At 66.4% G+C, this 19,173-nt stretch carries 18 protein-coding genes; 16 read left to right on the plus strand and 2 right to left on the minus strand.

The genetic code is table 11. The features are described 5' to 3' along the window. The 4 genes from AB4Z48_RS36425 to AB4Z48_RS36440 all read left to right on the plus strand — a co-directional run. Positions 1-750: protein-L-isoaspartate(D-aspartate) O-methyltransferase (locus AB4Z48_RS36425; protein WP_441623109.1), on the plus strand; the 750-nt coding region annotated here is incomplete at its 5' end. Between the two features lie 8 nt (positions 751-758). Next, entirely contained in the window at positions 759-1,613 is an 855-nt protein-coding gene (locus AB4Z48_RS36430; protein WP_441623110.1) for a peptidoglycan DD-metalloendopeptidase family protein, read from the plus strand. 6 nt (positions 1,614-1,619) lie between these two features. Next, positions 1,620-2,786, plus strand: a complete 1,167-nt coding sequence (gene rpoS, locus AB4Z48_RS36435) for an RNA polymerase sigma factor RpoS (RefSeq protein ID WP_441623112.1) — start codon at positions 1,620-1,622, stop codon at positions 2,784-2,786. Continuing rightward, a complete protein-coding gene (locus AB4Z48_RS36440) occupies positions 2,783-3,631 on the plus strand; it encodes a 3'-5' exonuclease (RefSeq protein WP_441623114.1) in 849 nt (282 codons plus the stop codon). The genes rpoS and AB4Z48_RS36440 overlap by 4 nt, the downstream gene beginning before the upstream one ends. A 79-nt stretch (positions 3,632-3,710) precedes the next feature. On the opposite strand, the gene AB4Z48_RS36445 is transcribed toward AB4Z48_RS36440, so the two are convergent. After that, entirely contained in the window at positions 3,711-4,580 is an 870-nt protein-coding gene (locus AB4Z48_RS36445) for an endonuclease/exonuclease/phosphatase family protein (protein ID WP_441623116.1), read from the minus strand. 318 nt (positions 4,581-4,898) lie between these two features. On the opposite strand from AB4Z48_RS36445, the gene rlmD reads away from it, so the two are divergent. Then, the gene (gene rlmD / locus AB4Z48_RS36450) at positions 4,899-6,203 is read left to right on the plus strand and encodes a 23S rRNA (uracil(1939)-C(5))-methyltransferase RlmD (RefSeq protein WP_441623164.1); all 1,305 of its coding nucleotides are present in this window, start codon (positions 4,899-4,901) and stop codon (positions 6,201-6,203) included. 118 nt (positions 6,204-6,321) lie between these two features. Here the strand turns inward: rlmD and AB4Z48_RS36455 are convergent, their stop codons facing one another. After that, positions 6,322-7,023, minus strand: a complete 702-nt coding sequence (locus tag AB4Z48_RS36455) for a Bax inhibitor-1/YccA family protein (RefSeq protein ID WP_441623118.1) — start codon at positions 7,021-7,023, stop codon at positions 6,322-6,324. A gap of 350 nt (positions 7,024-7,373) precedes the next feature. Here AB4Z48_RS36455 and ndk point away from each other — a divergent pair, with 350 nt between their 5' ends. The 11 genes from ndk (at position 7,374) to hflX (ending at position 19,133) form a co-directional block, all read left to right on the plus strand. Then, positions 7,374-7,799, plus strand: coding sequence for a nucleoside-diphosphate kinase (ndk, locus tag AB4Z48_RS36460; protein ID WP_441623120.1), 426 nt, complete (start codon positions 7,374-7,376; stop codon positions 7,797-7,799). A 53-nt stretch (positions 7,800-7,852) separates the two neighbouring features. Then, positions 7,853-9,022, plus strand: a complete 1,170-nt coding sequence (gene rlmN, locus AB4Z48_RS36465) for a 23S rRNA (adenine(2503)-C(2))-methyltransferase RlmN (protein ID WP_441623122.1) — start codon at positions 7,853-7,855, stop codon at positions 9,020-9,022. Beyond that, a complete protein-coding gene (gene pilW / locus AB4Z48_RS36470; RefSeq protein WP_441623124.1) occupies positions 9,019-9,798 on the plus strand; it encodes a type IV pilus biogenesis/stability protein PilW in 780 nt (259 codons plus the stop codon). The genes rlmN and pilW overlap by 4 nt, the downstream gene beginning before the upstream one ends. Beyond that, positions 9,791-10,768 carry a helix-turn-helix domain-containing protein gene (locus tag AB4Z48_RS36475; protein WP_441623126.1) on the plus strand — a complete coding sequence of 326 codons (978 nt, stop codon included), beginning with the start codon at positions 9,791-9,793 and terminating at the stop codon, positions 10,766-10,768. Before pilW ends, AB4Z48_RS36475 begins: the two co-directional genes overlap by 8 nt. Positions 10,769-10,829: 61 nt before the next feature. After that, on the plus strand, positions 10,830-12,131 hold the full coding sequence (gene ispG / locus AB4Z48_RS36480; protein WP_441623128.1) for a flavodoxin-dependent (E)-4-hydroxy-3-methylbut-2-enyl-diphosphate synthase: 1,302 nt from the start codon (positions 10,830-10,832) through the stop codon (positions 12,129-12,131). 148 nt (positions 12,132-12,279) lie between these two features. After that, on the plus strand, positions 12,280-13,560 hold the full coding sequence (gene hisS / locus AB4Z48_RS36485; protein WP_441623166.1) for a histidine--tRNA ligase: 1,281 nt from the start codon (positions 12,280-12,282) through the stop codon (positions 13,558-13,560). Between the two features lie 84 nt (positions 13,561-13,644). Further along, a complete protein-coding gene (locus AB4Z48_RS36490) occupies positions 13,645-14,277 on the plus strand; it encodes a YfgM family protein (protein WP_441623129.1) in 633 nt (210 codons plus the stop codon). A 104-nt stretch (positions 14,278-14,381) separates the two neighbouring features. Continuing rightward, positions 14,382-15,560 (plus strand): outer membrane protein assembly factor BamB, encoded by a 1,179-nt coding sequence (bamB, locus tag AB4Z48_RS36495; protein ID WP_441623131.1) that lies wholly within the window; start codon positions 14,382-14,384, stop codon positions 15,558-15,560. A gap of 226 nt (positions 15,561-15,786) precedes the next feature. After that, positions 15,787-17,130, plus strand: a complete 1,344-nt coding sequence (gene der / locus AB4Z48_RS36500) for a ribosome biogenesis GTPase Der (protein WP_441623133.1) — start codon at positions 15,787-15,789, stop codon at positions 17,128-17,130. A 207-nt stretch (positions 17,131-17,337) separates the two neighbouring features. Next, positions 17,338-17,577, plus strand: coding sequence for an RNA chaperone Hfq (hfq, locus tag AB4Z48_RS36505; RefSeq protein ID WP_017229727.1), 240 nt, complete (start codon positions 17,338-17,340; stop codon positions 17,575-17,577). A gap of 299 nt (positions 17,578-17,876) precedes the next feature. After that, entirely contained in the window at positions 17,877-19,133 is a 1,257-nt protein-coding gene (hflX, locus tag AB4Z48_RS36510; RefSeq protein WP_441623135.1) for a GTPase HflX, read from the plus strand. The last annotated feature ends 40 nt before the right edge of the window (positions 19,134-19,173 follow it).

Consider the following 19,173-nt stretch of genomic DNA (forward strand, 5'->3'; position numbering starts at 1 on the left):
GGCTTGCCCACCCCGGCGCCGGCGGCCAGCGCGGTGCAGGCGCGAGCCAGCGCTGCCACCGCGGGCGGCGGCGGCATGGCCTCCGAGCGTGCGCGCGGCGCGCTGGCGGCACGCTTGCGCGCAGGAGGCATTCGCGACGACCGCGTGCTCGACGCCATCGCCACCGTGCCGCGCCACCTTTTCGTGGAGCCAGGCCTTGCGTCGCAGGCCTACGAAGATGCGGCGCTGCCGATCGGCCACCAGCAGACCATTTCCAAGCCGTCGGTGGTGGCGCGCATGATCGAGCTGCTGCGCGACGGGCTGGCCGCCGACGAGCCCCTGGCGCGCGTGCTGGAGATCGGTACCGGCTGCGGCTACCAGGCGGCGGTACTGAGCCTGGTAGCGAGCGAAGTGTTCTCTATCGAGCGGATCCGTCCGCTGCACGAACAAGCCAAGGCGAACTTGCGGCCGCTGCGCGTGCCAAACCTGCGCCTGCATTACGGCGATGGCATGCTGGGCTTGCCGCAGGCCGCGCCGTTTTCCGCCATCATCCTGGCCGCCGCCGGCATGGAGGTGCCGCAGGCGTTGCTGGAGCAGCTGGCCATTGGCGGGCGCCTGATCGCCCCGGTTGCCGTGGCGCCCACCGCCGGCGGGCCGGGCCAGACCGTCACGCAGCAGTTATTGTTGATCGAGCGGCGTAACCGCCATCGATTTCACCGGACCGCGCTTGAAGCCGTTTTCTTTGTGCCATTAAAATCGGGCACCATCTGAGTCGAACTATGCACAATATCGTGAATACGGAACGTATCGCCCGTGCCGGGCAGCTTGTCACCGCGTCTTTGTTGTTGTCCCTGCTGGCGGCGTGTGCCTCCTCGCCGATGCCGGCTCCCGTGGTGGACCGCACGTCCGGCGCCGGCGTGGCGGGGGTTGCCCCGCTGGAGCCCGCACCGCCTGGATACTATCGAGTCAAGCGAGGCGATACGCTTTATCGAATCGCGCTGGAGAACGGCCAATCGTATCGCGACGTGGCCACCTGGAACCAGCTGACCAACCCGAACCAGATCGAAGTGGGTCAATTGTTGCGCGTGGCGCCCCCGGGAGCCGACGTCAACGCCGGCCCGGGCGTGGCCACGGTGCCGGTGACGCCGGGCAGCGTGCAAGGCCAGCCGATCGACCAGGCCCGCCCGGTGCCCACGCCGCTGCCGTCGGCGGCCGCCTCCGGCGCGCCCGCCACGTCCGCCGCGCCGGCTTCCGGTGCCGCCGCGGACAACGGTATCAAGCTGGCATGGCCGGTGACCGGCCAGTTGATCGGCCGCTTTGACGACAAGGGCAACAAAGGCATCGATATTGCCGGCAAGAAGGGCGATCCGGTACAGGCTGCCGATGACGGCCGCGTGATTCACGTTGGCCCCTTGCGCGGCTACGGGAATCTTGTCATCATCAAACACAACGATACATATCTCACTGCGTACGGCCACAACGACAAGGTGCTGGTGACTGAGCAGGCAACGGTCCGCAAGGGACAAAAGATTGCAGAGATGGGCAACAGCGACACCGATCGAGTGAAGCTGCATTTCGAGGTCAGAAAAAACGGGAAACCAGTCGATCCGATGCGGTATCTGCCGCCACAGTGAGGATTCATGCCACGCCAGAAAACTGTCTCAACCGGAAGCACCAGCCGGACCCGGCGTTCCAAGCAGCCGGAGATGCAGCAGTCCGCTGGCGTGGCCCAGGCCGATGCCGAGGCATACGACCAGGATCCCGCTGCCGACCTCGTTCCGCTGACCGATGAGCCGATCACCACCGGCAGCGCGGCAGGCCTGCGCGAAGCCGATCTGATGGTCGAGGAAGTCGAGCGCCAGGCCCGCGACGAGGAAGACGACGAAGCCGACGAAGAAGAGGAAGGTGAGAACGGCAGGGAAGCCGCTGCGCCGGACCACGACGACTTCCGCACCGTGCTGCATACCGAGCTGGCCGCCGATACGGTCCAGCACTACCTGAACCGCATCAGCATCAAGCCGCTGCTGTCCGCGCCCGAGGAGCTGCATTTCTCGACGCTGGCCAAGGGCGGCGATTTCTCGGCGCGGCAGGTCATGATCGAGCGCAACCTGAGACTGGTGGTCAGTATCGCCAAGGGCTACCTCAATCGGGGCGTGCCCTTGCTGGACCTGATCGAGGAAGGCAATCTCGGGCTGATGCATGCCATCGAGAAATTCGATCCCTCGCGCGGCTTCCGTTTTTCGACCTACGCGACATGGTGGATCCGCCAGAGCATCGAGCGTGCCATCATGAACCAGGCCCGCACGGTGCGCCTGCCGGTCCATGTGATCCGCGAACTCAACCAGGTGCTGCGCGCCAAGCGCCATCTGGAAAAGGGCGGCACGGACGGGCGCGACGCAAGCCTGGAGGACATCGCCCACCTGCTGGGCAAGACGCCCGACGAGATACAGGATGTGCTCGCGCTCAACGAGCACACCACCTCGCTCGATACGCCGTTCGACCTGGATCCCGGTTCCAGCCTGCTGGATTTCCTCTCGGACGAGCATAACGCCGCGCCCGACCAGGAAGTCGCGCACCGCGAACTGGAAAACCTGATGAAGCAGTGGCTGGCGCGCCTGTCGGAGAAACACCGCTACGTCGTCGAGCGCCGCTTCGGCCTTAACCATATCGAGCCAGCCACGCTGGAAGAACTTGCCGAGGAGATGGGGCTGACGCGCGAGCGCGTGCGCCAGATCCAGCAAGAGGCGCTGGTCAAGCTCAAGCGCCATTTCGCTTCCCAAGGCGTGCGCAAGGACGCCGTTCTATGACACCTGTGCTGGTATTCGACATCGAGACCATTCCCGATGTCGATGGTTTGCGTCGTCTTCACGACCATCCCGATTCAATGACCGATGCCGAAGTCGCGGAGCATGCCTTCGCGGCCCGGCGCGACAAGACCGGCAGCGATTTCCTGCCCCATTACCTGCAGCGCATCGCCGCGATCTCGTGTGTCCTGCGGCGCAACCAGCGCGACGGCAGCCCGGTTTTCCATGTGGGCTCCCTGGGTACGGCGGAAGATGGCGAGGCTGTCCTGATCCAGAAGTTCTACGACCTGGTGGCGCGCTACTCGCCACAGATGGTGTCGTGGAACGGTGGCGGCTTCGACCTGCCCGTGCTGCACTACCGCGGCCTGGTGCACGGCATCTTGGCGCCGCGCTACTGGGAGATGGGCGAGGGCAGCGAGTCCGACAGCCGCGACTTCAAGTGGAACAACTACATCAGCCGCTATCACATGCGGCACCTGGACCTGATGGACCTGCTGGCCATGTATCAGCCGCGCGCCAGTGCGCCGCTCGATGACCTCGCCAAGCTGTGCGGCTTTCCCGGCAAGATGGGCATGGACGGCAGCAAGGTCTGGCAGGCCTACCAGGACGGTCAGCTGGGCGCGATCCGCGACTACTGCGAGACCGATGTCGTCAATACCTACCTGGTGTATTGCCGCTTCCAGCTGATGCGTGGCGGGCTGACGCCCCGGCAGTTCGATACCGAAGTCGAGTTCGTGCAGGAGTCGCTTGCCGAGTTGCCCGGCGCGCAGTGGATGGACTACCTGCGTGCCTTTCGCATCAAGCCGGTGCATGCCGGCGGCGATGACGAGGAAGAACCCGAGATCTGAACCGCGCGCTTGCCGCTTGTCTTGCAACGCCCCGTCGCGGCCATGCCGCGCCGGGGCGTTTGCCATTCGTCCCCGGGCGCTATTCGTCCGCCAGCGAGAGGTAGAGCGGCTGGTGGTCGGAAGCCTGCGTTTCGCCGTCCACCTCGCAGCACAGCAAGCGCGGCTGCAGGTCTTCCGTGATGAAGATGAAATCGCAGGCGAAGGGCCGCTGCGGCCACTGTTCCTTGTCGTGCAGCGCGCAGGTGGGCGCGTGGGGCTGGCCGGGGTGGGCGCGCATCCACGCGTCGTGCCAGCTGACCACGCCGGGCTCGTGCGAGTTGTCGTACGGGGCCAGCATGCGCAAGTAGGCGATATCGTCGGGGACGCTGTTGAAATCCCCGCACAGTACCGCGGAAACGGGGCGCGGCTCGGGTGTGAACGGGCCCGGCCTGCCTTCGCGCAAGCCAGGCTGGCTCGCGTGCTCGCAGGCCTCGCGGTGCCAGTTGCGCAGCGCATCCGCCTGGGCCGCGCGCTGATGCGTGGAGTAGTACTCCAGGTGTGTGCAGATCACGCGCAGGCGCCGGTCGTCTGCCATCACGGTAGCTTCCAGCGCTACGCGCGGCATCGATGGCACGGTCGCGTCGGCGGGCCAGGGCAGGGCGTGGCGGAATACCTCGCGCACCGGCAGGCGCGTGGCGATCAGGTTGCCGAACTGGCGCGGCGAGCCGTCGGCGGCCAGGCGGTCGACGCCGGGTGCGTAGAGGATGCGGTAGCCGGGCAGCAGCGCCGTCAGTTCCGCGACCTGGTCGGCACCGGGGCCGCCGCCGAGTTCGGTGTATCCGCGCGTGACTTCCTGCAGGCACAGCACGTCGGCATCAGCAATGGCGCGCAGCGTTCGCACCGTGCGGGCCAGGTCGACGCGGCCATCGGCGCCGCGGCCCCACTGGATATTCCACGAGATCAGTTCCATGTCGCCTCCTGCTCGCCTGCCGGCTGGGTTTGCACGCTGTGTCCATGTTGCGCCAATCGCGCGCACTTGTCGTGCGCTCGTTTCGTCGCTGGCCGTGTCCGCCTTCACCCGGCATCGCCCCATTGGGCGGCCGTGCCGGGCCGGGTCTGGAATACAATCGCGCTTTCGCAAAACAATACGACAGCTCCCCAAGTGTCCCAAGCCGTGACTCAACCGCAAGCCCAACCGGCGCCGGAAGGTGGCGTTCCCGCCGCCTCGTCCGTTCCTGTTGCCGTTCCCTCCGCCGCCCAGCCGGTCGTGCAGATCCATAGCCTCGATATGGAGGCGCGCGGCGTCGGCCGGCTGGTCAACGAGGACGGCACTCCCGGCAAGGTGATCTTCGTCGAAGGCGCGCTGCCCGGGGAAACCGTGAGCTATCGCAGCTTCAAGCGCAAGGCCAGCTTCGAGCAGGCGGCGCTGGTCGAGATCAAGCAGGCCACCCCCATGCGGGTGAAGCCGGGCTGCCAGCATTTCGGCGTCTGTGGTGGCTGTTCGATGCAGCACCTGGACTCGCGCGCGCAGCTGGCGATCAAGCAGCGCGTGCTCGAAGACGATCTCTGGCACTTGTCGAAGCTGCGCCCGGACGTGGTGTTCCGCCCGATCGCCGGGCCCGACTGGGGCTACCGCTACCGCGCCCGCCTGACGGTGCGCTATGTCGCGAAGAAGGGTGGGGTGCTGGTCGGTTTCCACGAGCGCAAGAGCAGCTTCGTGGCCGACATGACGCGCTGTGAAGTGCTGCCGCCGCATGTCTCGGCCATGCTGGTACCGCTGCGCGAGCTGGTCACGGGGCTGTCGATCCGCGATCGCATGCCGCAGATCGAGCTGGCGGTCGGCCAGGACGTGACCGTGCTGGTGCTGCGCATCCTGGAGCCGCTGACCACGGCGGACGAGGACCTGTTGCGCGCCTTCGCCGACCGGCACGAAGTGCAGTTCTGGCTGCAGTCCAAGGGGCCGGACACGGTCGTGCCGTTCTATCCGCTGGACCGCGAGCTGGCCTACACCCTGCCCGAGTTCGGCATCCGCATGCCGTTCAAGCCGACCGATTTCACGCAGGTCAACCACCAGATCAACCGTGTATTGATCGGGCGGGCGTTGAGCCTGCTCGATGCGCAGCCTGATGACCGCCTGCTCGACCTGTTCTGCGGTATCGGTAACTTCACGCTGCCGCTGGCCACGCGCGGTCGCACGGTGATGGGGATCGAGGGGAGCGAGCTGCTGACGACGCGGGCGCTGGCCAATGCGGCCAGGAACGGCCTAGACCACAAGACGGAATTTGCCTGCCGCAACCTGTTCGAGGTTGGTGCCGAGGATATCGCCGCGCTGGGCCGCTTCGACCGCTGGCTGGTCGATCCGCCGCGCGAGGGCGCGCTGGCGGTGTGCAAGGCGCTCGCAGAGCTGGCCCGGGCCGGCAGCGATGTGCTGCCACGGCGCATCGTCTACGTGTCGTGCAGCCCGGCCACGCTGGCGCGCGACGCCGGCCTGCTGGTGCACGAGGCCGGCTACCGGCTGTCGGGCGCGGGCGTGGTCAATATGTTCCCGCATACCTCCCACGTGGAATCGATCGCGGTGTTCGACCGCGATTAACGCCCGGGCTGGCGGCACGAAAAAAAGCCAGCGCGGATGCGCTGGCTTCTTTTTTGGGGGGCGGTGCGGTCAGGTCGTCTGTCCGGGCGCTTGCTTCAAACGAAGCGAAGCGGGGCTCCTAATCGCGGCTGCCGCCGAAAATCCCCAGCAGCGCCAGCAGGTTGGCGAAGACGTTGTACACGTCCAGGTAGATCGCCAGCGTGGCCGTGATGTAGTTGGTCTCGCCGCCGTTCAGCACGCGCTGCACGTCGAACAGGATGTAGGCCGAGAAGATGCCGATGGCGATGACCGACACCGTGATCATCAGCGACGGCAGTTGCAGCCAGATATTGGCGACGCTGGCCAGGATCAGCAGGATCACGCCGACGAAGAGGAACTTGCTCAGGCCGGAGAAATCGCGCTTGCTGACCGTGGCGACGGTCGCCATGGCGCCGAATACCGCCGCAGTGCCGCCAAAGGCATACATGATCAGCGCGGGGCCGTTCGAGAACTGCAGCACGRATCCGATCAGCCGCGACAGCATCAGGCCCATGAAGAAAGTGAACGCTAGCAGGAGGACCACGCCCATGCTGCTGTTCTTGGTCTTCTCGATGCCGTAGAAGAAGCCGAACGCGATCCCCAGGAAGAGGATCAGCGACAGGCCGGGGCTGCCCCGCATCAGGCTGAAGCCGGTCGCCACGCCGATCCAGGCGCCGAGGACGGTCGGGATCATCGAAATGGCGAGCAGCCAGTAGGTGTTGCGCATTACCCGATTGCGGACCACAACGTCGCTGGTTGCGGTACCGCTGCCGAAACCGTAGGTATTCAGCTTGTTATCCATGGTGACTCCTGTCTCAAGAACGGTGAGGCGCCGGGTTGACCCAGGCGGGCACATCGCCAATGTGGCATCGCATAGGGCGAATTGCAAGGGCTGTGAAACTTAACCGCCACTTTGTCATCAAGGTGTAATCTCGCCCCGCGCGGCCAACGTTCATTCGATTATCGGCCGCGCCCGGCGTTCCCTGTAGGCCAGCAAATATCAAAGTGACTAAAGGGGCCTATTGCCGGGCAAGGGGGGCTGGCCGGCCAGGGCGGTGGCGCGGCGGCAGGGGCGTTCTCGAAACCATAACCGTCTCGTGCTAGAATTGCACGTTTATTCCAATTGTAACCCCTTCATTTTTCGGAGTTTTTATGGCGATCGAACGCACCCTGTCCATTATCAAGCCGGATGCCGTGGCGAAGAACGTCATCGGCCAGATCTACGCTCGCTTCGAGGCCGCCGGCCTGAAGGTCGTGGCTGCCAAGATGGCTCACCTGTCGCGCGGCGAAGCAGAGCAATTCTACGCCGTGCACAGCGCCCGCCCGTTCTTCAAGGACCTGGTGGACTTCATGATTTCCGGCCCGGTCATGATCCAGGCCCTGGAAGGCGAGAACGCCATCCTGACGAACCGCGACCTGATGGGCGCAACCGACCCGAAGAAGGCCGACAAGGGCACCATTCGCGCCGACTTCGCCGACAGCATCGACGCCAATGCCGTGCACGGCTCGGACGCAGCGGAAACGGCTGCCGTCGAAATCGCGTTCTTCTTCCCCGGCATGAACGTTTACAGCCGCTGATTGTCTGGTTTATTCCCCAGCACTAGACTGACCTTGAAGTCGATACTGCCGTCATGAACGATCTCGTCAACCTGCTCGATCTGGATGCGGACGCGCTCACCGCCTATTGCGGCGAGCTCGGCGAGAAGCCGTTTCGTGCGCGGCAGTTGCAGCGCTGGATTCACCAGTTCGGCGCCAGCCGCTTCGACGCCATGTCGGATCTCGCCAAGTCGCTGCGCGAAAAGCTCGCCACGCGCGCCGAGATCCGCTCGCCTGCCGCCATCACCGACAACCTGTCGGCCGACGGCACGCGCAAATGGCTGCTCGACGTCGGTGCCGGCAATGCGGTGGAGACGGTGTACATCCCCGAGGAAACGCGCGGTACGCTGTGCGTGTCCTCGCAGGCGGGGTGCGCCGTCAACTGCCGGTTCTGCTCGACCGGCAAGCAGGGCTTCTCGCGCAACCTGTCCACCGGCGAGATCATCGGCCAGTTGTGGATGGCCGAGTTCGCCATGCGCGCCCAGCTGGGGCGCGGCCCCAAGGACGACCGCGTCATCTCCAACGTGGTGATGATGGGCATGGGCGAGCCGCTGCTGAACTACGACCAGGTAGTCCCCGCCATGCGCCTGATGCTGGACGACAATGCCTACGGGCTGTCGCGCCGGCGCGTGACGCTGTCCACGTCCGGCGTGGTGCCGATGATGGACCGGCTGTCCAGGGACCTGCCCGTGGCCCTGGCGGTGTCGCTGCACGCATCCAACGATGCGCTGCGCGATATGCTGGTGCCGCTCAACAAGAAATACCCGCTGGCGGAACTGATGGCGGCCTGCCGCCGTTATCTCGAGTTTGCGCCGCGCGATTTCATCACCTTCGAATACTGCATGCTGGACGGCGTCAACGACGGTGTCGAGCATGCCCGGGAACTGCTGAAGCTGGTGGCCGACGTGCCATGCAAGTTCAACCTGATCCCGTTCAATCCCTTCCCGGAATCGGGCCTCAAGCGCTCGAACAACGACCAGATCCGCCGCTTCGCCCAGGTCCTGATGGATGCGGGCATCGTCACCACCATCCGCAAGACGCGTGGCGACGACATCGATGCGGCGTGCGGCCAGCTCGCCGGCGAGGTCAAGGACCGCACCCGCCTGGCGGAGCGCGGCAAGTTCGGGAAGATCACGCCAATCGTGGCGGCACCCATGGCAAGCGCGCCGGGTGCCGGCCAGCCGCAAGAGGCTCGCCCTGCATGACGCGTCTGATAGTCGCAGTCCTGATGGGGCTGATGATGCTGTCTGCCTGCCAGCTGCCGCCCCCGCCCAAGCCGGATGTCCAGACCGCGTCCGATCAGACCGATGTCAAGCGGCGCGCCACCATCCGGCTGCAGCTGGCTACCAGCTACCTGTCGGCCGGCCAATATAGCGTCGCGCTGGATGAGGCCAGGCAGGCCATCGCCATCGACCCGACGCTGGTCGATGCCTACCATATTCGCGCGCTGGTCTACATGAACATGAACGAGCGCGCGCTGGCCGAGGACAGCTTCCGCAGCGCGCTGTCGATGCGTCCCGACGATGGCGACGTGCTCAACAACTACGGCTGGTTCCTTTGCATGAACGGCCGTTACCGGGAGGCCGTGCCTTTGCTCGAGCGCGCGATCACGGTGCCGTCGGCAAGCGGCCCGGTCAAGCCCCTGACCAGCCTCGGCGCCTGCCAGTTGCGCAACGGCGACGGCGAGGCGGCCGAGAAGAGCCTGTTCGGCGCGTTGCGCTACGACCGCAACAACCCGGAAGTGAACAATAACCTGGCGTTGCTCTACTACCAGCGCGGGGACTTCCCGCGTGCGAAGGAATACACCGGGCGCGTCAACAACAGTAGTTTCGTCAGCGCGCAATCCCTCTGGCTGGGTGCGCGCATTGCCCGCCGTCAGGGCGACGTCGCGGCGCAGAATGCCATGGTGGCCCAGCTGCGCAGCCGTTTTCCCGACTCGCGTGAGTTGACCGCATACGAACAAGGAGCATGGGATGAGTGAGCAAGAGCGCGCCGAAGGCCAGACTGCAGCGACGGGTCACGTGGGCGGTACCACCGCCGACGCCGGACGCGAGGCGGTGGCGCGCGAGATTGGCGAACGCCTGGCGCAGGCGCGCAAGGATCAGCGCTTCTCGCTGGAAGATGTCAGCGCGCGGCTGAAGGTTGCCGCGCACAAGCTGGCCGCCATCGAGCAGGGCGATGTCGCGGCGCTGCCGGACGTGACCTTTGCCAAGGGCGTGATGCGCGCCTATGCCCGCATGCTCCATGTCGACATCGATGCGCTGCTCGCGCGTTTCCATGCGCAGGCCGTGCCCGTGGTGGCGATCGGCACGCGCCGCGAAGGCGGCCTCAACGAAAGTTTCGACGACCGCAACCGCTTCGGCTCGAGCGGCTCGGGCGGGCGCTGGATCTGGCTGGCCCTGGTGGTTGCCCTGATCGGCGGCGGCGTGCTGTTCGGCCTGGATCATTTCAAGCAATGGCTCGAGGCGCGCAAGGAAGGCCTGAGCGCGCCGCCGGCCGCGACGGCGCCGCAGGGTAGCGAGCCCGGCACCGTCACGGCGGCACTGCCGCCGGTGATGGCGGCCTCCGACGCACCCGCGCCTTCCGAAGCCTTGCCGGCCAGCGGCCCGGTGGCGGTCGAGCCGGCCACGCCGGTTGCGGCCGTGCCTGCCGCCGTGGCGGCCACGCCAGCCCCGGTGGCCGCGGCGCCCGCGGCACCCGCGGCCGCGGGCAACGGCGAGCTGCGCATCCGCTTCGCGTCCGACACCTGGTACGAGATTCGCGACCGCAGCGGCAAGGTCGTGCTGGGCGGCACCGCGCGCGCCGGCCAGGACCTCAGCGGCGGCGGCACGCCACCCTACAAGGTGGTGATCGGCAATGTGAAGGGGGTCGAGTCGCTCACCCGCAATGGCGCGCCGGTCGATCTGGCGGCTGCCAACCGCAACAACGTGGCGCGCCTGACGCTGCCCTGAAAACACCGTTTCTCCAGCCATGCGCAATCGCAGGGCGAGGCAAGGCCAAGGTGGTAATGCTATGAATCAACTGGATCAACAGGCTTGTATGCCGGTACTGCCCGGCCCGCTGCCCCGCCGCATGACGCGCCAGGCGCGCGTGGTGTGGGGCGACAATGTGGTCACCATCGGTGGCGGCGCACCCGTGCGCGTGCAGTCGATGACCAACACCGATACGGTGGATGCCATCGGCACCGCCATCCAGATCAAGGAACTGGCGCGTGCCGGCTCCGAGATCGTGCGTATCACGGTGAACACGCCCGAGGCCGCCGCCGCGGTGCCGGCCGTGCGCGAGCAGCTCGATCGCATGGGCGTGAACGTGCCGCTGGTGGGCGATTTCCACTACAACGGCCACAAGCTGCTGCAGGACTATCCCGAGTGCGCCGCGGCGCTGTCGAAGTACCGCATCAACCCCGGCAACGTGGGGCAGGGCGCGAAGCGCGACACGCAGTTCGCGCAGATGATCGAGATGGCCATCCGCTACAACAAGCCGGTGCGCATCGGCGTGAACTGGGGCAGCCTGGACCAGTCGCTGCTGGCGCGCGTCATGGACGAGAATGCGCGGCGCGCGCAGCCGTGGCCGGCGCAGAACGTGATGGTCGAGGCGCTGATCACCTCCGCCATCGAGTCGGCGAAAAAGGCCGAGGAAATCGGCCTGTCGGGCGACCAGATCATCCTGTCGTGCAAGGTCTCGCAGGTGCAGGAGCTGATCGCCGTGTACCGCGAGCTGGCCAAGCGCTGCGACTACGCGCTGCACCTGGGCCTGACCGAGGCGGGCATGGGCAGCAAGGGCATCGTCGCCTCTACGGCGGCGCTGTCGGTGCTGCTGCAGGAAGGCATCGGCGACACCATCCGCATCTCGCTGACGCCAGAGCCGGGCGCGCCGCGCGAGAAGGAAGTCTACGTGGGGCAGGAAATCCTGCAGACCATGGGCCTGCGCAACTTCACCCCGATGGTGATTGCCTGCCCGGGTTGCGGCCGCACCACCAGCACCACCTTCCAGGAACTGGCGGCCAGCATCCAGAGCTACCTGCGCGAGCAGATGCCGGTCTGGAAGACCGAATTCCCCGGCGTGGAAGAAATGGACGTGGCCGTGATGGGCTGCATCGTGAACGGCCCTGGCGAAAGCAAGCATGCCAATATCGGCATCTCGCTGCCGGGCTCGGGCGAATCGCCGGCGGCGCCGGTGTTCGTCGATGGCGTCAAGGTCAAGACCTTGCGCGGCGACCGGATTGCCGAGGAATTCCAGGCGATCGTCGACGACTATGTGCGCTCCCACTATGGCAGCAATGCCGGGCGCGCAGGCAATGAGGTGGCGGCCTGATCCGTCGCGGACAGGGCACCACAGGGAAAGACAACAGAAGATGAATCAACCCGTGAATCCGGCGGCCGGCGGCGACGCCGCCAAGGCCGGCGACAACAAGGCAGACAGCAAGGGCAAGGCCGCCAAGGCCTTGCAGGGCGTCAAGGGCATGAACGACATGCTGCCGGCGGACGCGCCGCTGTGGGAGCATTTCGAGAACGCCGCGCGCGCCATGCTGCGCGCCTATGGCTACCAGCAGATCCGCACGCCGATCGTCGAGCATACGCAGCTGTTCGTGCGCGGTATCGGCGAGGTGACCGACATCGTCGAGAAGGAAATGTATTCCTTCACCGATGCGCTCAACGGCGAGCAGCTGACGATGCGCCCGGAAGGCACCGCCGCCGCGGTGCGTGCCACCATCGAGCACAACCTGCTGTACGACGGCCCCAAGCGCCTGTGGTACACCGGCCCGATGTTCCGCCACGAGCGGCCCCAGCGCGGCCGTTACCGCCAGTTCCACCAGCTCGGCGCCGAGGCGCTGGGCTTTGCCGGCCCCGACGTGGACGCCGAGATCATCCTGATGTGCCAGCGCCTGTGGGACGACCTTGGCCTGGTCGGGGTGCGCCTGGAGCTGAACTCGCTGGGCCAGGCCAATGAGCGCGCCGCCCACCGCGAGGAACTGATCAAGTACCTGGAAGGTTTCCAGGACATCCTCGACGAGGACAGCAAGCGCCGTCTCTACACCAACCCGCTGCGCGTGCTCGACACCAAGAATCCCGCGCTGCAGGAGATGGCGGCCAACGCGCCCAAGCTGATCGATTTCCTCGGCGAGGAATCGCTGGCCCACTTCGAAGGCGTGCAGCGCCTGCTCAAGGCCAACAACATTCCGTTCAAGATCAACCCGCGCCTGGTGCGCGGGCTGGACTACTACAACCTGACGGTGTTCGAGTGGATCACCGACAAGCTTGGCGCGCAAGGCACCATCGCCGGCGGCGGACGCTACGATCCGCTGATCGCGCAGATGGGCGGCAAGGGCGCGCCGGCCTGCGGCTGGGCCATGGGCATCGAGCGCATCATCGAGCTGATCCGCGAGGAAGGGCTGGTGCCCGAGGCCGAGGGCTGCGACGTCTACCTGGTGCACCAGGGCGCGGCGGCTGCGGAGCAGGCCATGATCGCCGCCGAGCGGCTGCGCGATGCCGGCCTCGATGTGCTGCTGCACGCCACGCCGGACGGCAAGAGCGGCAGCTTCAAGTCGCAGATGAAGCGCGCGGACGGCAGCGGCGCTGCCTATGCCGTTATCATTGGCGACGATGAAGTGGCGGCTGGCACGGCCCAGGTCAAGGATTTGCGCCAGGGCGCGCAGGCCGAGGGCGGCGGTGCGCAGGTGACGGTGCCGGCGGAAACGCTGGTCGACCACATCATCGACGCCATGGTGGGCGCCAGCGAATAAACGCGCCCGGCCGCCGGCACGGGCAGCAAGACCAGGGGTCGCGCGCGGCCCCTCATACAAACATACGCGGGTGGATCCCTCGACATGGCTTACGATCTAGAAGAACAGGAACAGCTTGAGAGCCTCAAGGCCTGGTGGCGCCAGTACGGCAACACCGTGACCTGGGCGCTGATCGCCGGCTTGCTGGCCTTTGCTGCCTGGAGCGGCTGGAACTACTGGCAGCGCAAGCAGGCCGGCGAAGCCGCGCTGCTGTACGAGCAGGTCGTCAAGGCTGCCGACAGCCGCGACGTGGAGCGCATCAAGCGCGCCGCGGGCGACCTCGAGCAGAAGTTCGGCAAGACCGCCTATGGCCCCATGTCTGCGCTGGTGGCCGCCAAGGTGCTGTACGATGCGGGCGACCTGGCCGGCGCCAAGGTCCAGCTGCAATGGGCGATCGACCACGGCGACGGCGAATACGCCTATCTGGCGCGCGTGCGCCTGGCCGGCGTGCTGCTCGACGAGAAGGCCTACGACCAGGGCCTGGCCCTGCTCAAGGACGAGCCGCCGGCACCGTTCACGGCGCTGTATGCGGATCGCCGCGGCGACCTGCTGGCTGCGCAGGACAAGCGTGCCGACGCGCGCACGGCGTACCGGCAGGCGCTCGACAAGCTCAACGCCAATGATGCGGCCATGCGCCAGATCATCCAGTTCAAGCTCGACGCGCTGGGCACCGCCTGAGGGCGGCATTGCCCGGCTCTCCGGCCCGCAGGCAGGGCGCCCGTGCGCGGGCGCGGCTGCTGCCAGCAAAATCGCGTTTCAACCCAATTCAGGATCGGAACCTCATGACGTCATTGTTTTCCGGCACGGCCAAGAACCAGCAACACGGCAATTTCGTCCGCGCCCTGGTGGTGGCCTCCGCGTGTGTCGCCACCCTGGGCGGCTGCTCGCTGTTCAGCAAGGCTGACAAGCGCACGCCGGTCGAACTCAAGCCGATCACCCAGACCTTGTCGGTGCGCCAGGCCTGGAAGGCCGGCGTCGGCAAGAGCGGCCCGTACTCGCTGCAGCCGGCAGTGGCCGGCGGCACGGTCTACGCGTCCTCCAACGGCGGCAAGGTGATGGCGTTCGACGGCACGACCGGCCGCACGCTGTGGGAGGCCAAGACCGATATCGACCTGACCAGCGGTCCCGGCAGCGACGGCACCGTCACCGCGGTGGCGGGCGAGAAGGGCGCCGTGTTTGCCTTCGACAACAGTGGCAAGCAGCTCTGGAAGAAGCAGGTCAACGGCGAGGTCCTGTCCGCGCCGCTGGTCGGCAACGGCCTGGTGGTGGTGCGCACCACCGACACGCGCGTGCTCGGGCTGGATGCGCAGACCGGCGAGCGCCGCTGGATCTACCAGCGCTCGCAGACCGCGCTCAACCTGCGCGCGGCGATGGGCATGGTGTTTGCCGGCGACGGCATCGTGATGGGCTTCCCGGGCGGCAAGCTCGGCGTGCTGGCCCCGGGCAACGGCGTGCTGCGCTGGGAAAGCACGGTGTCCTATCCGAAGGGCGTGTCCGAGATCGAACGGCTCAACGACGTCACCGGCCAGCCGATGGTCAATGGCCGCCAGGTCTGCGCCACCACCTTCCAGGGCCGCGTGGCCTGCCTGGAACTGGCCAATGGCCAGCCGCAATGGGGCAAGGATTTCTCGTCGCCGACCGGCCCCGCGCAGGATGACGGCTCGCTGTACGCCAGCGACGAACGCTCGGTCGTGCATGCGTTCGACCGCCAGAACGGCAACGAGCGCTGGAAGAACGACCAGTTGCTGTATCGCCGCCTGGGCACGCCGCTGGCGCTGGGCCGCTCGGTGGTGATGGGCGACTATGATGGCTATGTGCATTTCCTCTCGCGCGAAGACGGCCAGTTCGTGGCCCGCGTGAAGACCGACGGCAGCGAGATTACCGCCGCGCCGGTGGTGGCGGGCGCATCGTTGGTGGTGCAGACGCGCGACGGCAACCTCTACGGCTTCGTGCCGGACTGAGGCGCCGCGACAATGAAGGCGATGGCCCGTGCACCTGTCGGCATGGGCTGCGCCAATCCGGTAGCACGGTCCGCGGGATCGTGCAGGTGAACGAGGCCGGGCTGCAATGCCAGCCCGGTTGCCCGACAGGAAACGTGGCCAGGTGCGTAGCGCCCGGCCGTCGGACCCACATCACTCCGGAGTTCCTGGGGGGCGGCATCTGCCGGCCCCCATTTCCGTTTATTGCATGAAACCAGTTATCGCTCTGGTCGGCCGTCCCAATGTGGGCAAGTCGACGCTATTCAACCGCATGACCCGCTCGCGCGACGCTCTCGTCGCCGACCTGCCCGGGCTCACGCGCGACCGTCACTACGGCGAAGGCCGCATCGGTGAACGCCCGTTCATCGCCATCGATACCGGCGGCTTCGAGCCGGTGGCCAAGGACGGCATCGTGGCCGAGATGGCCAAGCAGACCCGCCAGGCCGTGGTCGAGGCCGACGTGGTGATCTTCCTCGTCGACGGCCGTCTCGGGCTGGCACCGCAGGACCGCGTGATCGCGGACTACCTGCGCAAGACCGGCCGCCGCGTCATGCTGGCCGTGAACAAGGCCGAGGGCATGAAGTACACCACCGTGGCCGCGGAGTTCTACGAGCTCGGCATGGGTGACCCCTATGCCATCTCGTCCACGCACGGCGACGGTGTGCGCGAACTGGTGGACGAGGCGCTGGAGCTGGCGGTCAAGGAACGTCCCGAACTGGCCGAGGAAGAGGACAGCGCCCAGCGCGGCGTCAAGATCGCCATCGTGGGCCGTCCCAACGTGGGCAAGTCCACCCTGGTCAACACGCTGATCGGCGAAGAGCGCGTGATCGCCTTCGACATGCCCGGCACCACGCGCGACGCGATCTACGTGGAATTCGAGCGCGGCGGCAAGCCTTACACGCTGATCGATACCGCTGGCCTGCGCAAGCGCGGCAAGGTGTTCGAGGCGATCGAGAAATTCTCGGTGGTCAAGACCTTGCAGTCGATCGCCGACGCCAATGTGGTGGTGCTGTTGCTCGACGCGCAGCAGGACGTTTCCGAGCAGGATGCGCATATCGCCGGCTTTATCGTGGAGTCGGGCCGCGCGCTGGTGGTCGGCGTCAACAAATGGGACGGGCTCGACGGCCATGCCCGCGACCGCATCAAGCACGATCTGGAGCGCAAGCTGCAGTTCCTGGATTTCGCCAACTTCCATTTCGTGTCGGCGCGCGAGCGCACCGGCATCAGCGCGCTGCTGCGCTCGGTGGACGATGCCTACGCGGCGGCGATGGTCAAGCTGCCCACGCCGCAGCTCACGCGCATCCTGCAGGAAGCGGTCGAGTTCCAGCAACCCAGGCGCGTCGGCGCGACCCGGCCCAAGCTGCGCTACGCGCACCAGGGCGGCTCCAATCCGCCGATCATCGTGGTGCACGGGAACTCGCTCTCGGGTGTCGCGGACAGCTATCGGCGCTATCTCGAAAATCGCTTCCGCACGGCATTCAAGCTCAAGGGCACGCCGCTGCGCATCGAATTTCGTACGAACAAAAACCCATATGCCGACTCGAAGGATTGAGTCGGGCAGCGGGGGCCATGGCGGGCAAGTTTCGTTTGCGTTCGTTTGGAACTGAGGCTAAATTCTCGTTAGCAGGGGGTTCCCTGCGAGACGATGCTAGCTTGGTACCGTTTTGATCTTTTTTGGCGCGGTTTTGCGCCGCTCGACTTGAATCGGGGATTAACGTCCCCATCATCAATCACTAAATCTATAATTTTGGAGTGTGCCATGAGCAACAAAGGGCAATTGCTACAAGACCCGTTCCTGAACGCGCTGCGCAAAGAGCACGTGCCGGTTTCAATCTACCTCGTCAATGGCATCAAGCTGCAAGGCAATATCGAGTCGTTCGACCAGTACGTCGTCCTGTTGCGCAATACCGTGACGCAAATGGTTTACAAGCATGCGATCTCCACCGTCGTGCCCGCGCGCGCCGTGAATTTCCGCGTGGACGATACGGCCGAGGGTTGATCCTTTACCGTAAATTCTGATGTTTCCGGCCGCCCGTCGCAAGCGCGACACGGCCGCCGCAAGCGGTGCCGCGCCGGGGCCTGAAATCCCGGTTCGACACCAAAAACGACACCGGCCATCCGGTTGTACCGCAGGCATGAACATGGGTCTGCCGCGGACAATGCCTCACCCTGGTGCATCCCACCGCGGACACCTTCCGCCATCGGGCACCTCCCGGGCCAGGCGCTTGCCTCGCGGCACCAGCCACGCCCCCGGCCGGTTTCTACGTTTTCCTTTATCGCGTTCCGCGATCCTCCCGTTTGCAATCTAGAGCTACCTCCAATTCCGAGTCTTCCCGCGCCATCCTCGTCGGCGTCGATTTCGGCAAGCACGATTTCCAGGAAAGCCTGAGCGAGCTGGCGCTGCTGACGTCGACCGCCGGCTCCACGCCTGTGCACATGCTGACGGGCCGGCGCTCGCGCCCGGACCCGGCACTGTTCATCGGCTCGGGCAAGGCGGAAGAACTCAAGGAGGCCGCCGACGCGCTCGACGCCGACGTGGTGGTGTTCAACCACACCCTGAGCCCCGCCCAGCAACGCAATCTCGAGCGCTTCCTGCAGCGTCACGTGATCGATCGTACGGGGCTGATCCTGGACATCTTCGGGCAGCGCGCGCAGAGCCACGTCGGCAAGGTGCAGGTCGAGCTGGCCCAGGTCCAGTACCAGGCTTCGCGGCTGGTCCGCGCCTGGAGCCACCTGGAGCGGCAGAAGGGCGGTATCGGCATGCGCGGCGGCCCCGGCGAGCGCCAGCTCGAACTCGACCGCCGGCTGCTGGACGAACGCGCCAAGCGGCTGAAGTCGGACCTGACCCGCCTGCAGCGCCAGCACAGCACCCAGCGCCGCGCGCGGGCGCGCAACGATACGCTGAGCATCTCGCTGGTCGGCTATACCAATGCCGGCAAGTCGACGCTGTTCAACGCGCTGACCAAGGCGCGCGCGTACGCGGCCGACCAGTTGTTCGCCACGCTCGATACGACGTCGCGGCGGCTCTACCTGGAGGGGCTGGGCAACGTGGTGCTCTCGGACACGGTCGGCTTTATCCGCGACCTGCCCACGCAGCTGGTGGCGGCGTTCCGCGCCACGCTGGAAGAAACCGTGCACGCCGATCTGCTGCTGCACGTGGTGGACGCCTCCAGCCCGGTGCGGCATGAACAGGTCGAGCAGGTCAACCGCGTGCTGGCCGAGATCAATGCCGACGACATCCCGCAGATCGTCGTGATGAACAAGATCGATGCCGCGCCGGAACTCCTGGAGCAGGGGCCGCGCGTGGAGCGCAACGAAGAAGGCGTGCCGGTGCGGGTGTTCGTGAGCGCGCGCGACGGCATCGGCCTGGACGCCCTGCGCGAGGCCGTCGTGGAAGCGGCGCGCTGGCTGGCCGAACGCCCGCCGGAGCGCCCGCCGCTGGATCCGCGTTTTTCCGACGGCCACGCGCATCTCGAGGATGCCCTGGACGATCACGGCGACGCCGATCCCGATGCCGGGCCCGGCGTCGATCCGGAAGAACCCGACACGCTGTAAGCCGGTTCGGCGGAAATCGGCGCCAGATTGCCCCAAATAG

The organism is Cupriavidus sp. 2TAF22 (assembly GCF_052115045.1).
GTDB lineage: Bacteria > Pseudomonadota > Gammaproteobacteria > Burkholderiales > Burkholderiaceae > Cupriavidus.

Bases quoted from the DNA above. Each gene is read 5' to 3' on its own strand.
- ndk (WP_441623120.1), top strand. From the start codon at position 7,374: ATGGCGATCGAACGCACCCTGTCCATTATCAAGCCGGATGCCGTGGCG.
- AB4Z48_RS36445 (WP_441623116.1), bottom strand. From the start codon at position 4,580: ATGGAACTGATCTCGTGGAATATCCAGTGGGGCCGCGGCGCCGATGGC.
- hfq (WP_017229727.1), top strand. From the start codon at position 17,338: ATGAGCAACAAAGGGCAATTGCTACAAGACCCGTTCCTGAACGCGCTG.
- hisS (WP_441623166.1), top strand. From the start codon at position 12,280: ATGAACGACATGCTGCCGGCGGACGCGCCGCTGTGGGAGCATTTCGAG.
- pilW (WP_441623124.1), top strand. From the start codon at position 9,019: ATGACGCGTCTGATAGTCGCAGTCCTGATGGGGCTGATGATGCTGTCT.
- AB4Z48_RS36490 (WP_441623129.1), top strand. From the start codon at position 13,645: ATGGCTTACGATCTAGAAGAACAGGAACAGCTTGAGAGCCTCAAGGCC.
- AB4Z48_RS36440 (WP_441623114.1), top strand. From the start codon at position 2,783: ATGACACCTGTGCTGGTATTCGACATCGAGACCATTCCCGATGTCGAT.
- ispG (WP_441623128.1), top strand. From the start codon at position 10,830: ATGAATCAACTGGATCAACAGGCTTGTATGCCGGTACTGCCCGGCCCG.
- rlmN (WP_441623122.1), top strand. From the start codon at position 7,853: ATGAACGATCTCGTCAACCTGCTCGATCTGGATGCGGACGCGCTCACC.
- AB4Z48_RS36430 (WP_441623110.1), top strand. From the start codon at position 759: ATGCACAATATCGTGAATACGGAACGTATCGCCCGTGCCGGGCAGCTT.
- AB4Z48_RS36475 (WP_441623126.1), top strand. From the start codon at position 9,791: ATGAGTGAGCAAGAGCGCGCCGAAGGCCAGACTGCAGCGACGGGTCAC.
- rpoS (WP_441623112.1), top strand. From the start codon at position 1,620: ATGCCACGCCAGAAAACTGTCTCAACCGGAAGCACCAGCCGGACCCGG.
- rlmD (WP_441623164.1), top strand. From the start codon at position 4,899: ATGGAGGCGCGCGGCGTCGGCCGGCTGGTCAACGAGGACGGCACTCCC.
- der (WP_441623133.1), top strand. From the start codon at position 15,787: ATGAAACCAGTTATCGCTCTGGTCGGCCGTCCCAATGTGGGCAAGTCG.
- bamB (WP_441623131.1), top strand. From the start codon at position 14,382: ATGACGTCATTGTTTTCCGGCACGGCCAAGAACCAGCAACACGGCAAT.